The organism is Candidatus Poriferisocius sp., from assembly GCF_965202595.1.
In the GTDB taxonomy this organism is placed as follows: Bacteria; Actinomycetota; Acidimicrobiia; order Acidimicrobiales; family Bin134; genus Poriferisocius.
In genome coordinates this window covers 22,741-38,807 of record NZ_OZ241836.1, presented here as the reverse complement: position 1 = coordinate 38,807, position 16,067 = coordinate 22,741, and the positions used below count along the sequence as shown (strand labels likewise).

The following is a 16,067-nucleotide window of genomic DNA, read 5'->3' as shown; positions in this document are numbered from 1 at the left end:
TGGGCAACCGCGGTGGCGACCTGACTACTGTGGTGGTCACCTGCGGGTGTAGTTCAGTGGTAGAACCCCAGCTTCCCAAGCTGATGACGCGAGTTCGATTCTCGTCACCCGCTCCACACCGAGTCCGCCGGTTGGATCGAGAGAGTGGGAGCCCAGGGGGTGAAGTTCAACGTGGGCAGCGACCCGGAAGCCCTCCGGCTGGCGCTCTGATCCCATGCAGCCTCCGCTCATCTTCGATTAAATGGTGAGATGAGTCAGCAAAGCCTTGAAGCCGGATCCACAACCATGAGCACCAGCGACGCTGCCGCCAAGGTGATTTCCGGGCAGGCATGGGATGAGTTCTGCGACGCGCTGAAGGCCGCCGGAGCATTGGTGCAGGAGCGGTCCACCTGCGACCTGGACCGGATCGAGGGCTACCGGTTTCTCTGCCGCCTGCTTCGGGGCGGGCTCTACAGCGGCTTCGAGACGGGCAGCGGGCGCTTCCCGGTCATAACCACCATGCCCGACCAGGTGAAGATCGGCTCCGACAACCCCGATGCCCAATACATGTCGGGATCGGTGGACGGGCGGCTCCACTACCGCATCACCGGGAACCGGGGGACGATCCACTACCTCTCGTTCTCAGCCTTCACCGGCAACTACGGTGCCGGCCAGGACCGTCTGGGGCGAGCCGGCTTCATCCACGGCCACGATCTGATCCTGGACGGTGACGGCAACTACGAGATTCATGTCGGCCCCACCCGAAGAGGCGATGTCTGGCTGGAAACCGCACCCGAACCCACCATCATCGCCGTTCGGCAGTTCTATTTGGATCGGGTTCGGGAGACACCGGCCACGGTGAGCATTGAGTGTTTGGACCACGACGAGCTGCCACCCCCGCTGTCGGCCGACAAGGTGGCCAAGGTCCTGGCGTCGGCGGTGGCATCGGTATCGGGCACGGCAACGACCTTCTCCGGCTGGGTGGACGACCTCGGGACGCATGCCCGCAACCAACTCACCCTCAACGTCAAACCCAAACGGGGCGCATGGGGCGACCCGAACCAGATCTTTCGCCACGGTGCCTACGACCTGGCCGAAAACGAGGGCCTGCTCATCGAGTTCACCCCACCGGAATGCTTCTACTGGAACTTCCAGGTGGACAACCGCTGGATGGAAAGCCTCGACTACCGCCACCTACCGGTCACCATCAACAAACACACCGCCCACTACGAACCCGACGGATCGGTACGCATCGTGGTGGCCCACACCAACCCCGGCTTCGGCAACTGGATGTACACCGACGGCCACCGCTTCGGCGCCATAGGACTACGCTGGAACCAACCCACCACCGACATCGAACCCAAAGTAACCCTCATCACCCTGAACACCAGCCCCTAACCCCAACAAAACACAGACGGTGGAGGGCTCTCAGACTCCGGCTTCTACTTGCCTTTCAGCTTCTTCCGGTTGACTGCCAATGTTGGGGTACCTCTCAGCCAGGCGGTCTCTGACACCAACGCGATCCACCAAAAGAACAACATCCTTAGCCATCTCACTGATTTGTTCGCTCTGTTTGTCGATTTTCTTTTCCACAGTGTCGAACCTCTTGTCCTGAGCAATGAACCTGCTGTTCATATCCGACCGGAGATCGTCAAACCTGCTGTCCTGAGCATCAAACCTCTTGTCCTGAGCATCAAACCTGCTGTTCATATCCGACCGGAGATCGTCAAACCTGCTGTCCTGAGCATCAAACCTCTTGTCCTGAGCATCAAACCTGCTGTCCTGAGCATCAAACCTCTTGTCCTGAGCATCAAACCTGCTGTTCATATCCGACCGGAGATCCGCAAACCTGCTGTCCTGAGCAACGAACCTGCTGTTCATATCCGACCGGAGATCCGCAAACCTGCTGTTCATCTCCGACCGGAGATCAGAATTGTCTCTTCGCAGGCTGGCGAAGTTTGACCTGAGCAGCATGGCGATCCCGCTGCCAACAATAAGGACCGCTACCCCGACAATGATTTCGCCTATCAGGTCTGCTGCCATCGCCCTCCCCATTCTCTTGCTGTCGTGGTGGTCCACCCACCCTACCAGCCCCTGGCCCTAACCACCACCGACTTTCGAGAGGAGATGTCCGCCTCAGGTCATGAGGGCCTGTACCTCAGCCACCCGGTGCTGAACCTCTTCCGGGGTGGAGGCCTCGAGGTTCAGTCGCAAAAGGGGCTCTGTGTTGGAGGGGCGCAGGTTGAACCACCAATCACCCATATTCACCGTAAGCCCATCCAGGCGGTCCTGGATGGCATCGGGATAGGCGGCAGCCACCCGCTGGATCACCGCCGGAGCATCCTCTACCGCCGTGTTGAGTTCGCCCGAGGCGGCGTAGCGCTCCAGGCCCGACACCAGATCGGATAAACCTGCCCGATGGTGGCTCAGGGCCTCCAGCACCACCAGGGCCGCGATCAGCCCGCTGTCGGCCCGGTAGTTGTCCCGGAAGTAGTAGTGACCCGAGTGCTCACCCCCGAACACCGCACCGGTTTCGGCCATGGCCTGCTTGATGAAGGAATGGCCCACCCGAGTGCGCACCGCGGTACCACCCCCCTCGGCGATCACCTCGGGCACGGCCCGGGAACAGATCAGATTGTGGATGACCACCGCGCCGGGATCGCGCTCCAGGATAGAGCGGGCGATGATGGCGGTGGTCAGCGACCCCGAAACCGGTCGGGCGTTCTCATCCACCAGAAACATGCGATCGGCATCGCCGTCGAAGGCCATCCCGACATCGGCACCGGTGGCCAGCACCCGGTTCCGCAGATCCCGCTGGTTCTCGGGCCGGAGAGGGTCGGCCGGATGGTTGGGGAAGGTGCCATCCAGTTCGGGAAAGAGGTGGTCGAGCACGAAGGGCAAACCGTCGAACACCGCAGGCACCACCAGGCCGCCCATGCCGTTGGCGGTATCGGCCACCACCCGCAGCGGCACCAGTGAATCCAGGTTCACGAACGAGCGCACGTGGGTGACGTAGCCGTCCAGCACATCCCGGCGGGTGCGATCACCCCTGATCGGGGCCGGATCGGGGCCGGCCACGGCCATGGCCTTGATGGCCACAAGCCCGGTGTCGGAGCTGATCGGTGCGGCGCCGGGACCGCACATCTTGATCCCGTTGTAACCGGCCGGGTTGTGGGAGGCGGTGAACACCGCACCGGGCAGACCGAGGCTCCCCGAGGCGTAATAGAGCATGTCGGTAGCGCACAGCCCCACGTCCACCACATCGAGGCCATGGTCCATCACCCCATCGCTGAAGGCGGCGGCCAGTTCCTCCCCCTCGGGCCTCATGTCCCGCCCGACCAGCACTGCCGAAATCCCCGGCACCGCTACGAACCGGGCGAAAGCCCCACCGATGGCCCGAGCACCATCGGCATCGAGCTGATCCCCAACGGTGCCCCGGATGTCGTAAGCCTTGAAGATGGCGTTGTAGTCGGTGGTCATGCTGCCAACCGATCCATTGCCGCTCTATCTATCTGTTGCTCTGTTATCTATTGCTTTGTTGCTGCTTCGTACTATTGCTTCTTCAGGTTCTGCTTCATCTCGTCGAGCCGCATCAGTATGGGATAGCCGCTGATGCTGATGGCGTTTCCATGGCCGACGGTGTGGACGTCGAACACCGACTGGAGAGCCGAGTAGTAGCCCTGCACGTCGAGGGTCTGGTTCACCGCCCGCTTGGCCTGGGCCAGACCGAACGCGTTGTTGGCCGCGATCTGCTCGGCCAGCTCCTGGGTGCGGTCCCACAGCTCGTCCTGGGGCACCACCTCCCGAGCCAGCCCGATCTGGAGGGCCTCCTCGGCCCCCAGAGTGCGCTGGGTGAACAGAAGATCCTTGGCCCGGCGAGCACCCAGCTCCCAGGTGTGGCCGTGGTACTCAACCCCGCCGATGGCCATCAGCACGACCGGGTCGGAGAACTCCACGTCGTCGGCCACCACCAGCAGGTCGAGCGGCCAGATCAGGTTGAGGGCACCGGCAATGGCCTTGCCCTGTATGGCCCCGATGGTGGGCTTGGGAATGTTGCGCCAGTGCCAGGAGTATCCGAGGTACTTGCGGGCTTCCCACCGGTAAATCCTGTTCAGGTGCCAGCGCCCGTCGGGCTCGCTCAACGAAACCGCATCGGGATCGGCATCGGTATTGCCGCCCAGGTCGTGGCCCGCGGAGAAATGCCGGCCCTGGGCCCGCAACACGATGACCCTCACCTCATCGTCGTACTCGGCGGCCAGAAAGCGGTCGTGCAACTCGTCCAGCATCCGCTCGTTCTGGGCATTGGCCTTCTCCGGCCGGGCCAGGGTGATGGTGGCCACCGCGCCGGCCACCTCGTAATCGATGTATTTCAACTCGTCCATGGGAATGTCCTCATCTGATCCGGCCCAAAGCTGGGGTGCAACCGCCCGGTCATCCTACCCAGAGAACATGAACGGTGCCCCCTTGCCGCTTGGTGACCACGCCGGGGGTGTGCTCAACCTCAGCGCCTCGTGGTCGATCAGCGGGCCTCGAGCGGCGTTGGCGTTGGCCCCGCTGGTTACTCGAGCCACACCCGCTGGAACACGAGCATGAGATAAGCATCTCGAGCGGCGTTGGCCCCGCTGCTTACTCTGATGCCACGACCCCAGATCGCGTCGGTCAGGGTCATTTCACCGTCCCCCTCATCCCAACGCGCTTGGCCTCCCAATGCATTTGGCGGGGGTCCTCAAGCCGGCCAAACGGGAGCACTCGACAGCCAAGCCCTCGCTCCGCTGCGCTTGACCTGCGCTTGGTGGGGATCCTCAAGCTACGGTTTGGGCTGTTTCACTTGATCAACCGGTAACCAACAAGGGGGCAGGCAATGGCTGATCTGGTCAACTACGAGGGCAAGCGGGTGTTGATCGTGGGTGGTGCCACCGGCATGGGGGCAGCCGCGGCCCAGAAGGCAGCCGGGCTGGGGGCTGAGACCATCGTGCTGGACGTGGCCGACGTGGCTTACGAATGCGCCCGGTCGATCAAGGTCGATCTGAGCTCGCAGCCCAGCGTGGACACCGCCATAGAGGCCATCGAGGAACCGATACACGCGGTGCTGGCCTGCGCGGGGGTGGCCGACGGCACCCCCAACCTGATGCTGATCAACTTCACGTCGCAACGCCATCTGGTCGAGGGGTTGATCAGGATGGGCAAGCTGGGACGGGGCAGCTCGGTGGCGTTCATCTCCTCGGCCGCCGGAATGGGTTGGATGGACAACCTCGATACGGTCAAGGACTTCCTGGCCACTCCCGACTGGGATACCGCCGCAGCGTGGATCGACGAGCACGAGGGCACCGACAGCTACATGTTCAGCAAGCAGGTGATCAACGGGTACGTGGCCAGCCAGGCTTTCCCCTTCCTGCAAAAGGGTATCCGCATCAACTCCATCATGCCCGGCCCCACCGACACCCCTCTGGCCCGGGCCAACGCGGACGTGTGGCTCGGATTCGGGGCCGGTTACCGGGAGGCCGCCGATGTGCCCACCCTGGTTCCCGAGCAGATGGGCGACACGCTTCTGTTCTTGAGCAGCGACGCGGCCAGCGGCATCAACGGGATCAACCTTCTGGTGGATCAGGGGCACACCAGTGCCTCGCTGGTGGATAGCTGGGATGACCCGTTCGTAAAGGTAATGGCAGGCATGATGGAGTTCGATCCGGCCATGTTCGGCATGAACGAATGAGCGATCCAGCAATGTTCGGCATGAACGAATGAACAACCCGGCCATGTTCGGCATGAACGAATGAGCGATCCGGAAAAATGAGCGATTTGCCCGAGCTTTTGGAGCTGGTCGAGATCGGGGAGCAGCGGTACCGGGTCACCCAGCCGGCGGGGTCGGCCGAGGGGCGTGATGTGGTGTTCAGCGGGCAGCTCATGGCCCAGATGATGATGGCGTCCGACCAAAGTAGTGGCGGTGTCAAGGACATCCGCTCGGTTCACGCCATCTTCGCCCGGGCGGGCACCCATACCCGGCCGATCCAGGTGGAGGTCGAATCCATGCAGGCGGGTCGCACCTGGGCCAGCGACACGGTGACCGCCTACCAGGAGGGCAAGCTGCTGAGCCGGGCCATGATCCTGATGAACACGGTGGATGACGATCTAATGCGTCACCAACCGGTCATGCCCGGCGTGCCCGCCGCCGGTGGGTTGGACCCCGGTTTCGCGTTCATCTTCCCCGGCGCCGAGTGGCGCCCGGTACCCGGCGAGCCGGAGATCGATGGGGTACCGGTTGAGCGGGCCTGGCACCGCTACGAACCGGGAGCGGGACCTCAAGCGGCCAACCAGGGCATCGCCGGCTGGGCCACCTGCGGCAGCATCATCGGGCTGGCCATGCGCCCCCATCGCGATGCCGTCCGTATCGAGGATGCCCATCGCACCCTGTCCACCGGGGTTATCGCCCACACCATCCACTTCCTCGACCGTCTCGACGTGTCCCGGTGGCTGCTGATCCAGCTCCGCGCCACCAAGGCCGCCAACGGCCGGGTCTACGGTCAGGGCGAGGTGTTCACCGTCGAAGGCCAACTGGTGGCAGTGTTCCACCAGGACTCCATGGCCCGAGCCGCCCCCACCGCAATGGACCCTTCCCGCTCCATGTGAGGGGATCGGGGCAACCACCGCTCAATACCGGCACCGAGCGACCTACAATGACCGGTGATGGTCCTCTGGGTTGCCGCAGCGGTGATCGCGGGAATGATGCTCGTGGTTTGGGCGATCAGCGTGGCGATTCGAGATGCCAGCATCGTGGACATCCTTTGGGGCTTCGGGTTCGTGGTGGTGGCCTGGGCGAGCTGGCTGGTTGCCGGCGGGCACGGGGTGCGCGCCGCGCTGCTGGTAGCCATGGCCACGGCTTGGGGACTGCGCCTGGCCATCCATCTGGCGATACGCAACATCGGCAAGGGGGAGGACTTCCGCTACCAGGCCATGCGCCGCGGGGGCGGTAACCGATTCTGGATCACCAGCCTGGTGCGCGTCTTCGCCTTGCAGGGGGTGGTCATGTGGGTGGTGTCGCTCCCCCTCCAGCTCGGCATCGGGGAAGCCGACCGGGGCTGGGTCGGGCTGTGGGTTGCCGGCGCGGTGGTGTTCCTGATCGGCTTCGGGTTCGAGACCATCGGCGACTGGCAACTCACCCGGTTCAAGGCCGACCCTGCCAACGCCGGCAGGGTGATGGATCAGGGGCTGTGGCGCTACAGCCGCCACCCCAACTACTTCGGCGATGCCACTGCCTGGTGGGGAATGGGGCTGGTGGCCGCCTCCACCCCCATCGGCATCGTGGGCCTGATCGGCCCAGCAGTGATCACCTCGCTCCTGCTCCGGGTGTCCGGTGTGCCCATGCTGGAGCGCAGCCTGAAAAAGAACCGACCCGGATACGACAAGTACATCCGTCAAACCAGCCCATTCATACCCCGCCCCCCGAAAAGTTAGGGAATTGCATACTTGGGTTGATGTACTCCCCTTACTTGGGGTTTTGAGGGTGCCAGCGCAGTCTAAGAGCACGTGCGGATAGGAAGCAGGACCGCAACCCGATCCCAACAATTCAACCAACACACCGGACTACATCCTGCCTATTCGCGCACCCTCAAATATATTATTCCCATTATTTTTGCTTTATGTGGTGAATCTGGAGGGTAAGTGTCACCGGGGTTGGTAGACTTGTAGGTATGGCAGTTGAACCCACCAGCCAACACAAAAACCTAAACAAAACAACCCAACATGAAGCAATCCAGAGTTGTTGTAGTCGCCCTTGCTGTGCCGGTGTTGATTATTCCAGTATGGATTCCAGCGAGTTGGTGCAGTTGATTCTTAATGCTGATCGTACTCGTCGCAAGTTGGAGGGCCTTGTAGCTGAGATGCTGGTTCGGTTGGGTGAGTTGGAGGGCAATGATTCAGTTGAAAATGTGTGTGGGCAGTTCGGTAGAGGCCGATACGCAGCTCGCCGCCAAGCCAAAAGCACTTGGTTGCTCAAAGGCTTGGCGGCTACGTTGGATGCCACCGCTGAAGGTTTGGTGTCAGTGGATCACGCCCGCTTGATTGGTGAGTCGAACCAGCGAGTGTCTTTTTCTTCCGCCCAGGAGGTGGAGATAATCGGTTTGGCGATACTCCAGGACTTGGACGAGTTCAAAAAAACCGTGTTGCACAAAGAAGACCTACGCCGCAGCGGCGAAGCCCCCACTCGTTGTGAACGCCAGCGTCGCCGCCGCAAGGCTGCGGTGTTCAACGGTGACGACGACATGGTCATCCTTCGCGCCGAACTCGACAGCATCTCCGGTGAGCGAGTCAAAACCGCTCTGGATGATCTATGCGCTCGCATGTTCCGCGACGACTTCCAAGCGGGCCGCGACCGCACCCACAAGCAACGCTACGCCGACGCGCTGGTGAACCTCATAACCCAAACCCCCAGCACTGCCACCCCAGCCGGTGACAACCAAACCGACCCGGCACCGCAGGCCACCACCCTTTTGGTCAAAGTTGACTACGACACCCTCAAAGGCCAACTCAAAAATGCCAGCCTCATCGACGGCACTCCCATCAGCGTCGACGAACTACGCCACATAGCTTGCGACGCCGGGGTGGTACCAGCCATCTTCAACTCCAACGAGATGCCCCTATACCTGGGCCGCAAACAACGAGCAGCCTCCCAAACCCAAAAACTGGGCCTACACACCAGAGACCAACACTGCGTGGGCTGCCGGCTTAGGGCCACTGCTTGTGAAGTTCACCACATCTTGTCGTGGGAACAAGGCGGAACCACCAACATCGACAACCTCGTACTACTCTGCCCGAACTGCCACACCAAAATACACAAACACGGCCACACCCTCACAACCGACCCCAAAGGCCGACACCGACTCAAACCCCCACCCCCACACAGACCTCGTAGCCGCGATCCAGGTGCAGGGCCTTGATGTCTAGGTGTAGGCCGCGTTTGGGTAAAAACCCCGTTAGATCGGCCCTAGCTAGCCGAAGAGTGAGTCGAACACCGCGATAATGATGACAATTAAGATGATGATGACGGGTATGCCTATCGTCAGGGCACATCCGAGACCCATCAGGGTATTGGCCGCCTTGTTCAGTTTTTCCTCAGCGCTCATCGGCATTCACCGCGTACATCATCCCAGGTTGGCCCGGATTGGCCGCCGAGGGTGGACGGTACGGCATCCCACATCCGGTTGGCGGCAGCGGTCCGATCATCCATCGCGTCGAACCATGCCTGGCGGTCACGGTCGGGCCAAACACTCATGTCGTCACCGTTCCGAGCCTCAATCTGGCGTGATAAGGATTCGGCAGCGTCCCAAGCGTCGTAATGGCGACAATAGGCAGGGCGGGCCGGAGGGGCGGGGGTTCGGGGGGTTATTGGCCGAGGGGTCGAGGTAGTTGAAGTGTCAGGGGTCGAGGTGGGGTTGTCACCGCCGCATGATGGTACGGCCCAAGCCGTCGCGAGGATCGAAGCAGTGATGACTCCGACTAGGAGGCGGACATTAGGTATCCATCCGAGATGGTCGGTCATGGTGGGTACTTTACACGAAGCCTCAACCCCTTCGACTAACCTTACCCTCGATGACCGATGCCGGGCCTGGCAAAACGCCGCCCCCGGTGACTTCCATGTCGGGGCCGACCTGACTATTGCCGAACGGCAACGCTGCTTCGATGAGGGTCATGTTCAATGATGGATGATGAGGAATGGGAAAAACTGGGGCCGGTCGGCAAAACCACTATGGGCTGCCTGGGAACGATCATATTTGGGACAGTGGCCTTCTGGGGGATCATCATCTTTGCCGTCATAATTGGTGGCTTTATCCTCGCCATGGTTGACTCCTGCACCTGATGATGTTTGCCAGTATCTCGAATGGTCACCGGGCGATCATCGCCGCCATCCTCGTTGCGGCGGTAATGATCTCAGCCACCGTCTTTTGGGCCAACTCCAGATACGACGGCCACGACCGCCCCGAATGGTGCCAGATCTTCGACATTTAGTACGACCTCCGCCGCCCTAAAAGTGACGGTTAGTCGTATAAGAGTTGTAGATCAGTTTCCTTGTAGCCCAAGTGATTCATGAACAGTCTAGCCCGCCGCCAGATATCTGCTCCACTAAGGTTGACTTCAACAAAATAATCTGATGTTCCTACCCTTTTTGCCCGAATGAGCTCGCTTGCATCTTGTGATACATATGGGCGCTTACCTCGACCTAAATCCAACAACTTCCCGAAAGAAGCCTGATCTCGTTCATACAGTACTTCAACAAGAGTAGCAAAGCTTTTGGCATGTCTATGTATGGTGTAGCTTACACCAAATAATATCATTGAGGTGGGCAGACTTGTCTGTTGAGGAGTACGCCTTTTTTGTGCCCTAGTCGAATCTGGTTTGGAAATAGCTTTAGGTAGATCGCTTTTGACAGGTCTTTTCCTCACTGGTCGGTCATGCAACACATCAATTACTTGCTCTCTAGTCGGACGCAAGCCTATCTCATTGTAGACCCTCTTACTTATAATCTCCAGCAACTCCTCGTCTGGTTGCTTAACCATCTTAAGCCATATATCTGGGATCCTCTGACCAAGCAGAACCCTCTCATGCTCCGCCTTCAGCACTTGCTTGGCTTTTGAAACTGCATCACCTGACTCTAGGGCAGTCTTGCTGAGAAAGGTCTCCAAGTCATCGGCTAGCCTATCAACGGGGTCATCAGCAATGCTCAAAACCATGAAGCGACGCTCTTCGGGATCGCCCCCCTCCCGAGGCAAATATAGCCACCACTCCAAGCCATTGGTTAGCGCGCAAATCTCCACACCCTCATGGAATGCATAGCCCAATACCTGGGCCACATGGTTGCTGAGGTCAGACCCCGGTGCCTTTGCTTCGATTATAGCAACCAACCTGCGAGCCCCCTTGAGGGCGATATCAACTCGACCTCCACCTCGCTGTTTACCAACAGAGTGTTCATACAGCACCTGCGGCCCATAAATGTCCCACCCCAAGTTCTGCAAGATTGGAGCAATGATCTTGAACTTGGCTGCTTCTTCGTTGGGCGGTTCTGGTGAAAAGCGAATATCTTCCAGTACTTTCGAGAACGACATGGAGCGATATTACACAACTCGCCAATCCATATCAGTGATTGCCCCAGATGCCCGGCTGGAGCTTGCTTCAGGTTTCAGGTGGGGGAATCCTCGAGGGTGGAGTATTCGTTGGGCATCTCGGGTTCGGGGGCCCGCAGCAGAAGCGACTCGATACCAAAGGTGGGGGCGGCGTACAGCGCGGCCAGGCAAGCGGTCAGGCCGTGGGCTACCTCTTCGGCCTGCATTATCCCGGTACGAAGGCCCTGACGCTGCCAGTGAGCGATGGCCGCTTCGAAAGCCTCGGGGGTGAAGGAATTGGCGAACTCGGTGGGCATGGTGGGCCCGAGGATCACGGTGACGAACCGCCGGTTCCCCAGTATCTCGGTACGCCATCCATCCATGGTGGCCTCCAGAGCTCGCTTGGATGCGGCGTAGGGGACCAGCGAATGGCGGGGCTGCTCCGACGAATCCGACGATACCGTGACCACCACCGCGTCCTCACTGAGGTGGGGCAGGGCGGTGCTTATGACCAGGTTCGGCCCGAACGTGTTGACCCCAAAGACCGCCTGCCAGTCGTTTGGGGTCAACTCGGCCATTGGTGCCATGGGTGACATGCCCGAGGTGTAGATAACACCATCGAGCCCGCCGAGCACCCCTACCGCCTCGGCCACCCCCCGCTCGATACTGGACGGATCCAGCACATCAATGACCACCGCGTGGCCGGCTCCGGCATCGGTCACCGCTGCTTCGAGTACATCCCGGCGCCGGGCCGAGAACACCACCTCCGCACCGTGGCGGCTGCATTCGATGGCGGTGGCCCGGCCCAATCCCGACGAGGCCCCCACCACTAGAATCCTGCGCCCAACCAGTGACTCCATACCCCTCCTCAAACCCTCCTCGAGATCGGCTATCCCAGCAGGAGCCATAGCGGTCGTGCCGGCATGTTCATTCTCAAGTGACCCCTACAACCTCGGGAAAATCGATCCACGGGGTGCTGGCATATCATCCTCAGGCACCCCCTACAACCTCGTCCAGCCAATCCTGCCAGAGGGGCCCGTCCCGCTCGGCAACCCCGACCCCGACATCCCCGTACAGGTAGAGCCAGACCGAGGCCCCGGATTGCTCACCGTAGGCCTCCACAGTCACGAAACCGGTGCCCGCCGCCGGGCTATCCAGCAGCAGGGCGATCCGCTGAGGGGCAGTGTCCACCACCGTGCCTCCAACAGCGGTGACACCAGCCGCTCGGGTCTCGATCCGCTCACCGATGCCTGGGGCCGGCGGGATTCCCAGCGCCGCGGTCAGCGCGGCCCAAATCTCATGGCGCGAGCCGGGCCCCATGGCGGTGGGGAGCATCGATGTGGCGGTTTGGCCCACAAAGTGCTCCATGTGCAAACGGAGGTTGAGCAGGAACATCCCCCAGCCCTCGACCATGCCGTCGTACTGGGCATCCCACTCCCCGCCGGTACCGAAGCCGGTGTTGACCAGCCGCACCCCACACCTATCGCCACCCCGGGGCTCCACCGTCCACTCGAAGGCCAGCCCGCCGGCTCCCTCACCACCGTCGAAACACACCCGCCGGGGCGGCTCCCACACCGCCACCCGCCCGGGAACCTGCATCTCCGGTCCCGGCCCGAACGAGGCCATGGCTGCTCCCCCGGCCCGTTCCTCCACCGTGTGGGGCACGTACCACGAGGAGATGCCCGGCCCGGTGGCCACCGCCCTCCACACCTGCTGAGCGGTTCCCGGAACCTCCACCTCCAGCTCGATGGAGTGCGACCGTTGCGGCATGGCCCCAACTATAAGCCCATAGGGGTTACCGGCGCGGGGCCAGGGGTTTGACACCCAACCCGAAATTCGGCATCGACGACCAACACGAAAAACCCGCTTGAGTGGCCGGTAGTATCAATTACTTCTCTGTGTCCGAACCCTGCCCCCCGCCGTCGCTGTCATCGGCCTCGAGGTCTGGCCTGCTCGCCGGGTTGGAGGGCGAACGGTTCGATCTGGTCGTGGTCGGAGGGGGCATCACCGGGGCCGGAGTGGCTCGCGACGGAGCCCGGCGAGGGCTGCGGGTGGCGCTGGTGGAGGGTAACGACTTCGCGGCCGGCACGTCGTCGCGCTCCTCGAAGCTGATCCACGGCGGGCTGCGTTACCTGGCCATGGGTGACATCGGCCTGGTGCGCGAGACCGCTCCCGAACGCCGGGCCGTTCATCAAATGGCCCCCCACCTGGCCGAGCCCTGCTGGATGGTGGTGCCGGCCGGGAGTCGGGCCAGCTTGATGAAGTTCCGAGCCGGGATCGGCACCTACGAGAAGCTCGGGGCGGTGGATGATGCCGACCGCCACCTCATCTGGGACCGGGACGCTCTGGGTGAATGCGAACCCCGACTCCGCCGGGACGAGTTCCCGTGGGCCTGTGCCTACCGGGAGTACATGACCGACGATGCCCGACTGGTGCTGGCCGTGCTGCGCGACGCGGTGGCGGCCGGAGCGCAGGTAGCCGGCCGGCTCCCGGTGGTGGGGGTGATCTGGGAGGGCGACCGGATCGGCGGGGTTATAGCCACCTGTGAGGTTACCGGCGAGCGGGTGGAGATCCGGGGCGGCGCGGTGGTCAACGCCACCGGGCCGTGGGTTGAGCACCTGGCCGGTTTCGAGCAGAAAATCGCCGTCAATCGACTGCACCCCTCCAAGGGCATCCACGTGGTGGTGGACGCGGCCCGGCTACCGGTGAGGAATCTCATGGTCGTGAGCACTCCCGATAAGCGCACCATTTTCCTGCTTCCCCGGGGCGACACCGTGGCTATCGGCACCACCGACACCACCTACCACGGCGACCAGTTCCTCTGGCCCGAGATCGAGCCCGCCGATGTGGAGTACCTGCTGCGCCCGCTCGAACGCTATTTCGATGTCGAGCCCCTGGGTTTCGACGACGTGGTGGCGGCGTGGTCCGGTGTGCGCCCGCTGGTGGCCCAGAAGGGTAAGAAGGCCCAGGAGATCTCCAGGAAGGAAGAGGTATGGGTGGGAACCGGCGGCATGATAACCGTCGCCGGCGGCAAGCTCACCGGTTTTCGGATCATGGCCATGACGGTGCTCGACTTCGTGGCCGATCGGCTGGGGCTAAGACTGGGGCCGAGCCCGGGGCCCGAACCGCTTCCCGGCGGTAACCTGGCATCGAACCTCGACGATCATGCCGCTTCGGTGGCTACCACCACCGGTGTGGCGAGACCGATGGCTGATCGCCTGGTACGGCTCTACGGCGACGAGACCAGTCAGGTGCTGGCCAGGGGATCGCAACCGGTCGTTCCCGGCGGGCGGGTGGCGACCGGCGAGATCGAATGGGCGGTGATGGTGGACGGTGCACTCACCCTGGAGGACCTCATCTATCGCCGCACCCGAGCCGCCTGGTACACCCCCGCCGAGCGCGAGGCTCTCCTCACCCCGGCAGCCGCACGCATGGCCGAGCTACTGGGTTGGAACAGCACCCGTACCACCCAAGAAATTGAAACCGTTAGAACCCGCTTCGACCACGAACTGCAATTCAAAAACTACCCTGAAAAAAGCTAGTTGTAACACTACCAAAGGTTGGAGCTGGGAAGGCTCCACCGCCCGGTAGCTTTCTGGCAAAGCGTGCTGGGGCTATGCCAAAAACCGGAGCCTTTTGACAAGAGCCCCTAGGTATTTGCTATGAACGCTGCCGTGTCCTCGGTCGCCGTGTTGAATGCCCGGACGGTCATCGATCCGGCGGTCTGGGCCGATCCCTACCCGTTCTACGAGCAGCTCCGCCGGGAGCATCCGGTGTGGCGGGTGCCGGGCCTCGACCTGGCCCTGGTGGCAACCCATGAGTTGATCGTGGAGGCGCTCCGCCGGGTCGACGACTTCTCCAACCACCTCGATGTGCTGGTGGCCACCGGTCACAACGGCTCACCGGTTCTATTCCGTACCGACCATCTCGGCGGGGGCACCACCACCCTGGCCACCGCCGATCCGCCCGAGCACACCAAGCACCGCAGCGTTGTTTTCCCCGAACTGGTGGCTCGTCGCATGGAGGGGATGCGTTCAGACATCGAATCCATCCTCGCGGAGCACCTGGCCGACGCCCGATCCCGGGGAACCCGGGTGGAGTGGGCCGGCACCGTGGCCCATCCCGTGCCCGCCCGGGTCATCGGGAAGCTGATCGGCCTGCCCGACGAGGACTGGCCCCAGGTGATGCGGTGGGCCCTGCACGGCGGCCAACTGCTGGCTGGAGTCCACCCACCCGAGACCATGGCCGCGCTGGCCGAGGAGGCGGGCGAGGCCGGGGCTTACCTGACCACCAAGCTCCTCGAGGCCGATGGCTCCCGAAACGATGACCTGGTCGGGGTGTGCGCCCGGGCTGTGGCCGATGGCGATCTGGAGGTGGCCGATGCCATCGGCACGCTGGTGATCCTGCTCGGTGCGGGAGGTGAATCCACCGCTTCGCTGATCGGCAATGCGGTGCGAATGCTGGCCGAGGATCCGGAGCTCCAGGAGCAGGTTAGAGCCGATCCCGGTCTGATCGAACCCTTCATGGAGGAGGCACTGCGGTTGGAGTCGCCGTTCCGGGGCCACTACCGCCAGGTGAGGCGCGACTGCGAGTTGGGGGGAGTCGGTCTCAGGGCCGGTACAACCGTCTTCTTGCTGTGGTCCTCTGCCAATCGCGACCCGGCAGAGCACGACCGGCCCGACCAGGTGGTGCTGAACCGTCGCATCCCCCGCAGCCACCTGGCCTTCGGTCGGGGTATCCACCATTGCGTGGGTGCCCCGCTGGCCCGCCTCGAGGCCTCGTGCTCGCTGAAAGCACTGCTGCACCAGAGCCGCTGGTTCTCGCTGGCCACCGACGATCCACCCCGGTGGGAGAACAGCATGTTCGTCCGCCGCCACGAACACCTGCCCATAGATGTCACCTGGAACCAACACCCGCGAGAATCACACGATGCCCCCTGAGGCCCCTGGAACCAACACCCGCGAGAATCACACGATGCGGGTTATGTCGCAGATG

17 protein-coding genes and 1 tRNA gene are annotated in these 16,067 nt (G+C 62.3%); 9 read left to right on the top strand and 9 right to left on the bottom strand.

The annotated features are described in order from the left end of the window. The first annotated feature begins 42 nt into the window (after nucleotides 1-42). Together ACOGXC_RS00540 and ACOGXC_RS00535 are read left to right on the top strand one after the other, a co-directional pair. A tRNA-Gly gene (locus ACOGXC_RS00540) sits at nucleotides 43-116 on the top strand. Between the two features lie 169 nt (nucleotides 117-285). Further along, nucleotides 286-1,377: a hypothetical protein gene (locus ACOGXC_RS00535; protein WP_419918797.1), complete on the top strand. Its 1,092-nt coding sequence runs from the start codon at nucleotides 286-288 to the stop codon at nucleotides 1,375-1,377. Nucleotides 1,378-1,407: 30 nt separating this feature from the next. Here ACOGXC_RS00535 and ACOGXC_RS00530 read toward each other — a convergent pair whose 3' ends face one another. From ACOGXC_RS00530 to ACOGXC_RS00515, 4 genes are all read right to left on the bottom strand, one after another. Next, the gene (locus tag ACOGXC_RS00530) at nucleotides 1,408-2,058 is read right to left on the bottom strand and encodes a hypothetical protein (protein ID WP_419918796.1); all 651 of its coding nucleotides are present in this window, start codon (nucleotides 2,056-2,058) and stop codon (nucleotides 1,408-1,410) included. A gap of 57 nt (nucleotides 2,059-2,115) precedes the next feature. Further along, nucleotides 2,116-3,459 (bottom strand): phosphomannomutase/phosphoglucomutase, encoded by a 1,344-nt coding sequence (gene manB / locus ACOGXC_RS00525; protein ID WP_419918795.1) that lies wholly within the window; start codon nucleotides 3,457-3,459, stop codon nucleotides 2,116-2,118. A gap of 71 nt (nucleotides 3,460-3,530) precedes the next feature. Further along, nucleotides 3,531-4,361 (bottom strand): enoyl-CoA hydratase, encoded by an 831-nt coding sequence (locus ACOGXC_RS00520; protein WP_419918794.1) that lies wholly within the window; start codon nucleotides 4,359-4,361, stop codon nucleotides 3,531-3,533. 54 nt (nucleotides 4,362-4,415) lie between these two features. Further along, nucleotides 4,416-4,550: a hypothetical protein gene (locus ACOGXC_RS00515; protein ID WP_419918793.1), complete on the bottom strand. Its 135-nt coding sequence runs from the start codon at nucleotides 4,548-4,550 to the stop codon at nucleotides 4,416-4,418. Nucleotides 4,551-4,840: 290 nt separating this feature from the next. Between ACOGXC_RS00515 and ACOGXC_RS00510 the strand changes: the two genes are divergently transcribed. The 4 genes from ACOGXC_RS00510 (at nucleotide 4,841) to ACOGXC_RS00495 (ending at nucleotide 8,912) form a co-directional block, all read left to right on the top strand. After that, nucleotides 4,841-5,692: an SDR family oxidoreductase gene (locus ACOGXC_RS00510; RefSeq protein ID WP_419918792.1), complete on the top strand. Its 852-nt coding sequence runs from the start codon at nucleotides 4,841-4,843 to the stop codon at nucleotides 5,690-5,692. Nucleotides 5,693-5,769: 77 nt separating this feature from the next. Further along, entirely contained in the window at nucleotides 5,770-6,606 is an 837-nt protein-coding gene (locus ACOGXC_RS00505; protein ID WP_419918791.1) for an acyl-CoA thioesterase, read from the top strand. A 57-nt stretch (nucleotides 6,607-6,663) separates the two neighbouring features. Beyond that, nucleotides 6,664-7,431: a DUF1295 domain-containing protein gene (locus ACOGXC_RS00500; protein ID WP_419918790.1), complete on the top strand. Its 768-nt coding sequence runs from the start codon at nucleotides 6,664-6,666 to the stop codon at nucleotides 7,429-7,431. Nucleotides 7,432-7,778: 347 nt separating this feature from the next. Further along, a complete protein-coding gene (locus ACOGXC_RS00495) occupies nucleotides 7,779-8,912 on the top strand; it encodes a DUF222 domain-containing protein (RefSeq protein WP_419918789.1) in 1,134 nt (377 codons plus the stop codon). A 51-nt stretch (nucleotides 8,913-8,963) separates the two neighbouring features. Here the strand turns inward: ACOGXC_RS00495 and ACOGXC_RS00490 are convergent, their stop codons facing one another. Together ACOGXC_RS00490 and ACOGXC_RS00485 are read right to left on the bottom strand one after the other, a co-directional pair. After that, nucleotides 8,964-9,098, bottom strand: coding sequence for a hypothetical protein (locus tag ACOGXC_RS00490; RefSeq protein WP_419918788.1), 135 nt, complete (start codon nucleotides 9,096-9,098; stop codon nucleotides 8,964-8,966). Beyond that, complete coding sequence (locus tag ACOGXC_RS00485) at nucleotides 9,095-9,247, bottom strand: hypothetical protein (protein WP_419918787.1); 153 nt, start codon at nucleotides 9,245-9,247, stop codon at nucleotides 9,095-9,097. Before ACOGXC_RS00485 ends, ACOGXC_RS00490 begins: the two co-directional genes overlap by 4 nt. 423 nt (nucleotides 9,248-9,670) lie before the next feature. Between ACOGXC_RS00485 and ACOGXC_RS00480 the strand changes: the two genes are divergently transcribed. Then, nucleotides 9,671-9,832, top strand: coding sequence for a hypothetical protein (locus tag ACOGXC_RS00480; RefSeq protein WP_419918786.1), 162 nt, complete (start codon nucleotides 9,671-9,673; stop codon nucleotides 9,830-9,832). A 178-nt stretch (nucleotides 9,833-10,010) separates the two neighbouring features. Here the strand turns inward: ACOGXC_RS00480 and ACOGXC_RS00475 are convergent, their stop codons facing one another. The 3 genes from ACOGXC_RS00475 to ACOGXC_RS00465 form a co-directional block, all read right to left on the bottom strand. Continuing rightward, nucleotides 10,011-11,075: a hypothetical protein gene (locus tag ACOGXC_RS00475; protein WP_419918785.1), complete on the bottom strand. Its 1,065-nt coding sequence runs from the start codon at nucleotides 11,073-11,075 to the stop codon at nucleotides 10,011-10,013. 74 nt (nucleotides 11,076-11,149) lie between these two features. Continuing rightward, nucleotides 11,150-11,932 (bottom strand): SDR family oxidoreductase, encoded by a 783-nt coding sequence (locus tag ACOGXC_RS00470; RefSeq protein ID WP_419918784.1) that lies wholly within the window; start codon nucleotides 11,930-11,932, stop codon nucleotides 11,150-11,152. A gap of 130 nt (nucleotides 11,933-12,062) precedes the next feature. Beyond that, complete coding sequence (locus ACOGXC_RS00465; protein ID WP_419918783.1) at nucleotides 12,063-12,842, bottom strand: SRPBCC family protein; 780 nt, start codon at nucleotides 12,840-12,842, stop codon at nucleotides 12,063-12,065. 128 nt (nucleotides 12,843-12,970) lie between these two features. On the opposite strand from ACOGXC_RS00465, the gene ACOGXC_RS00460 reads away from it, so the two are divergent. After that, complete coding sequence (locus tag ACOGXC_RS00460; RefSeq protein ID WP_419918782.1) at nucleotides 12,971-14,614, top strand: FAD-dependent oxidoreductase; 1,644 nt, start codon at nucleotides 12,971-12,973, stop codon at nucleotides 14,612-14,614. Nucleotides 14,615-14,734: 120 nt separating this feature from the next. Then, nucleotides 14,735-16,012, top strand: coding sequence for a cytochrome P450 (locus ACOGXC_RS00455; RefSeq protein WP_419918781.1), 1,278 nt, complete (start codon nucleotides 14,735-14,737; stop codon nucleotides 16,010-16,012). Nucleotides 16,013-16,067 lie beyond the last annotated feature (55 nt).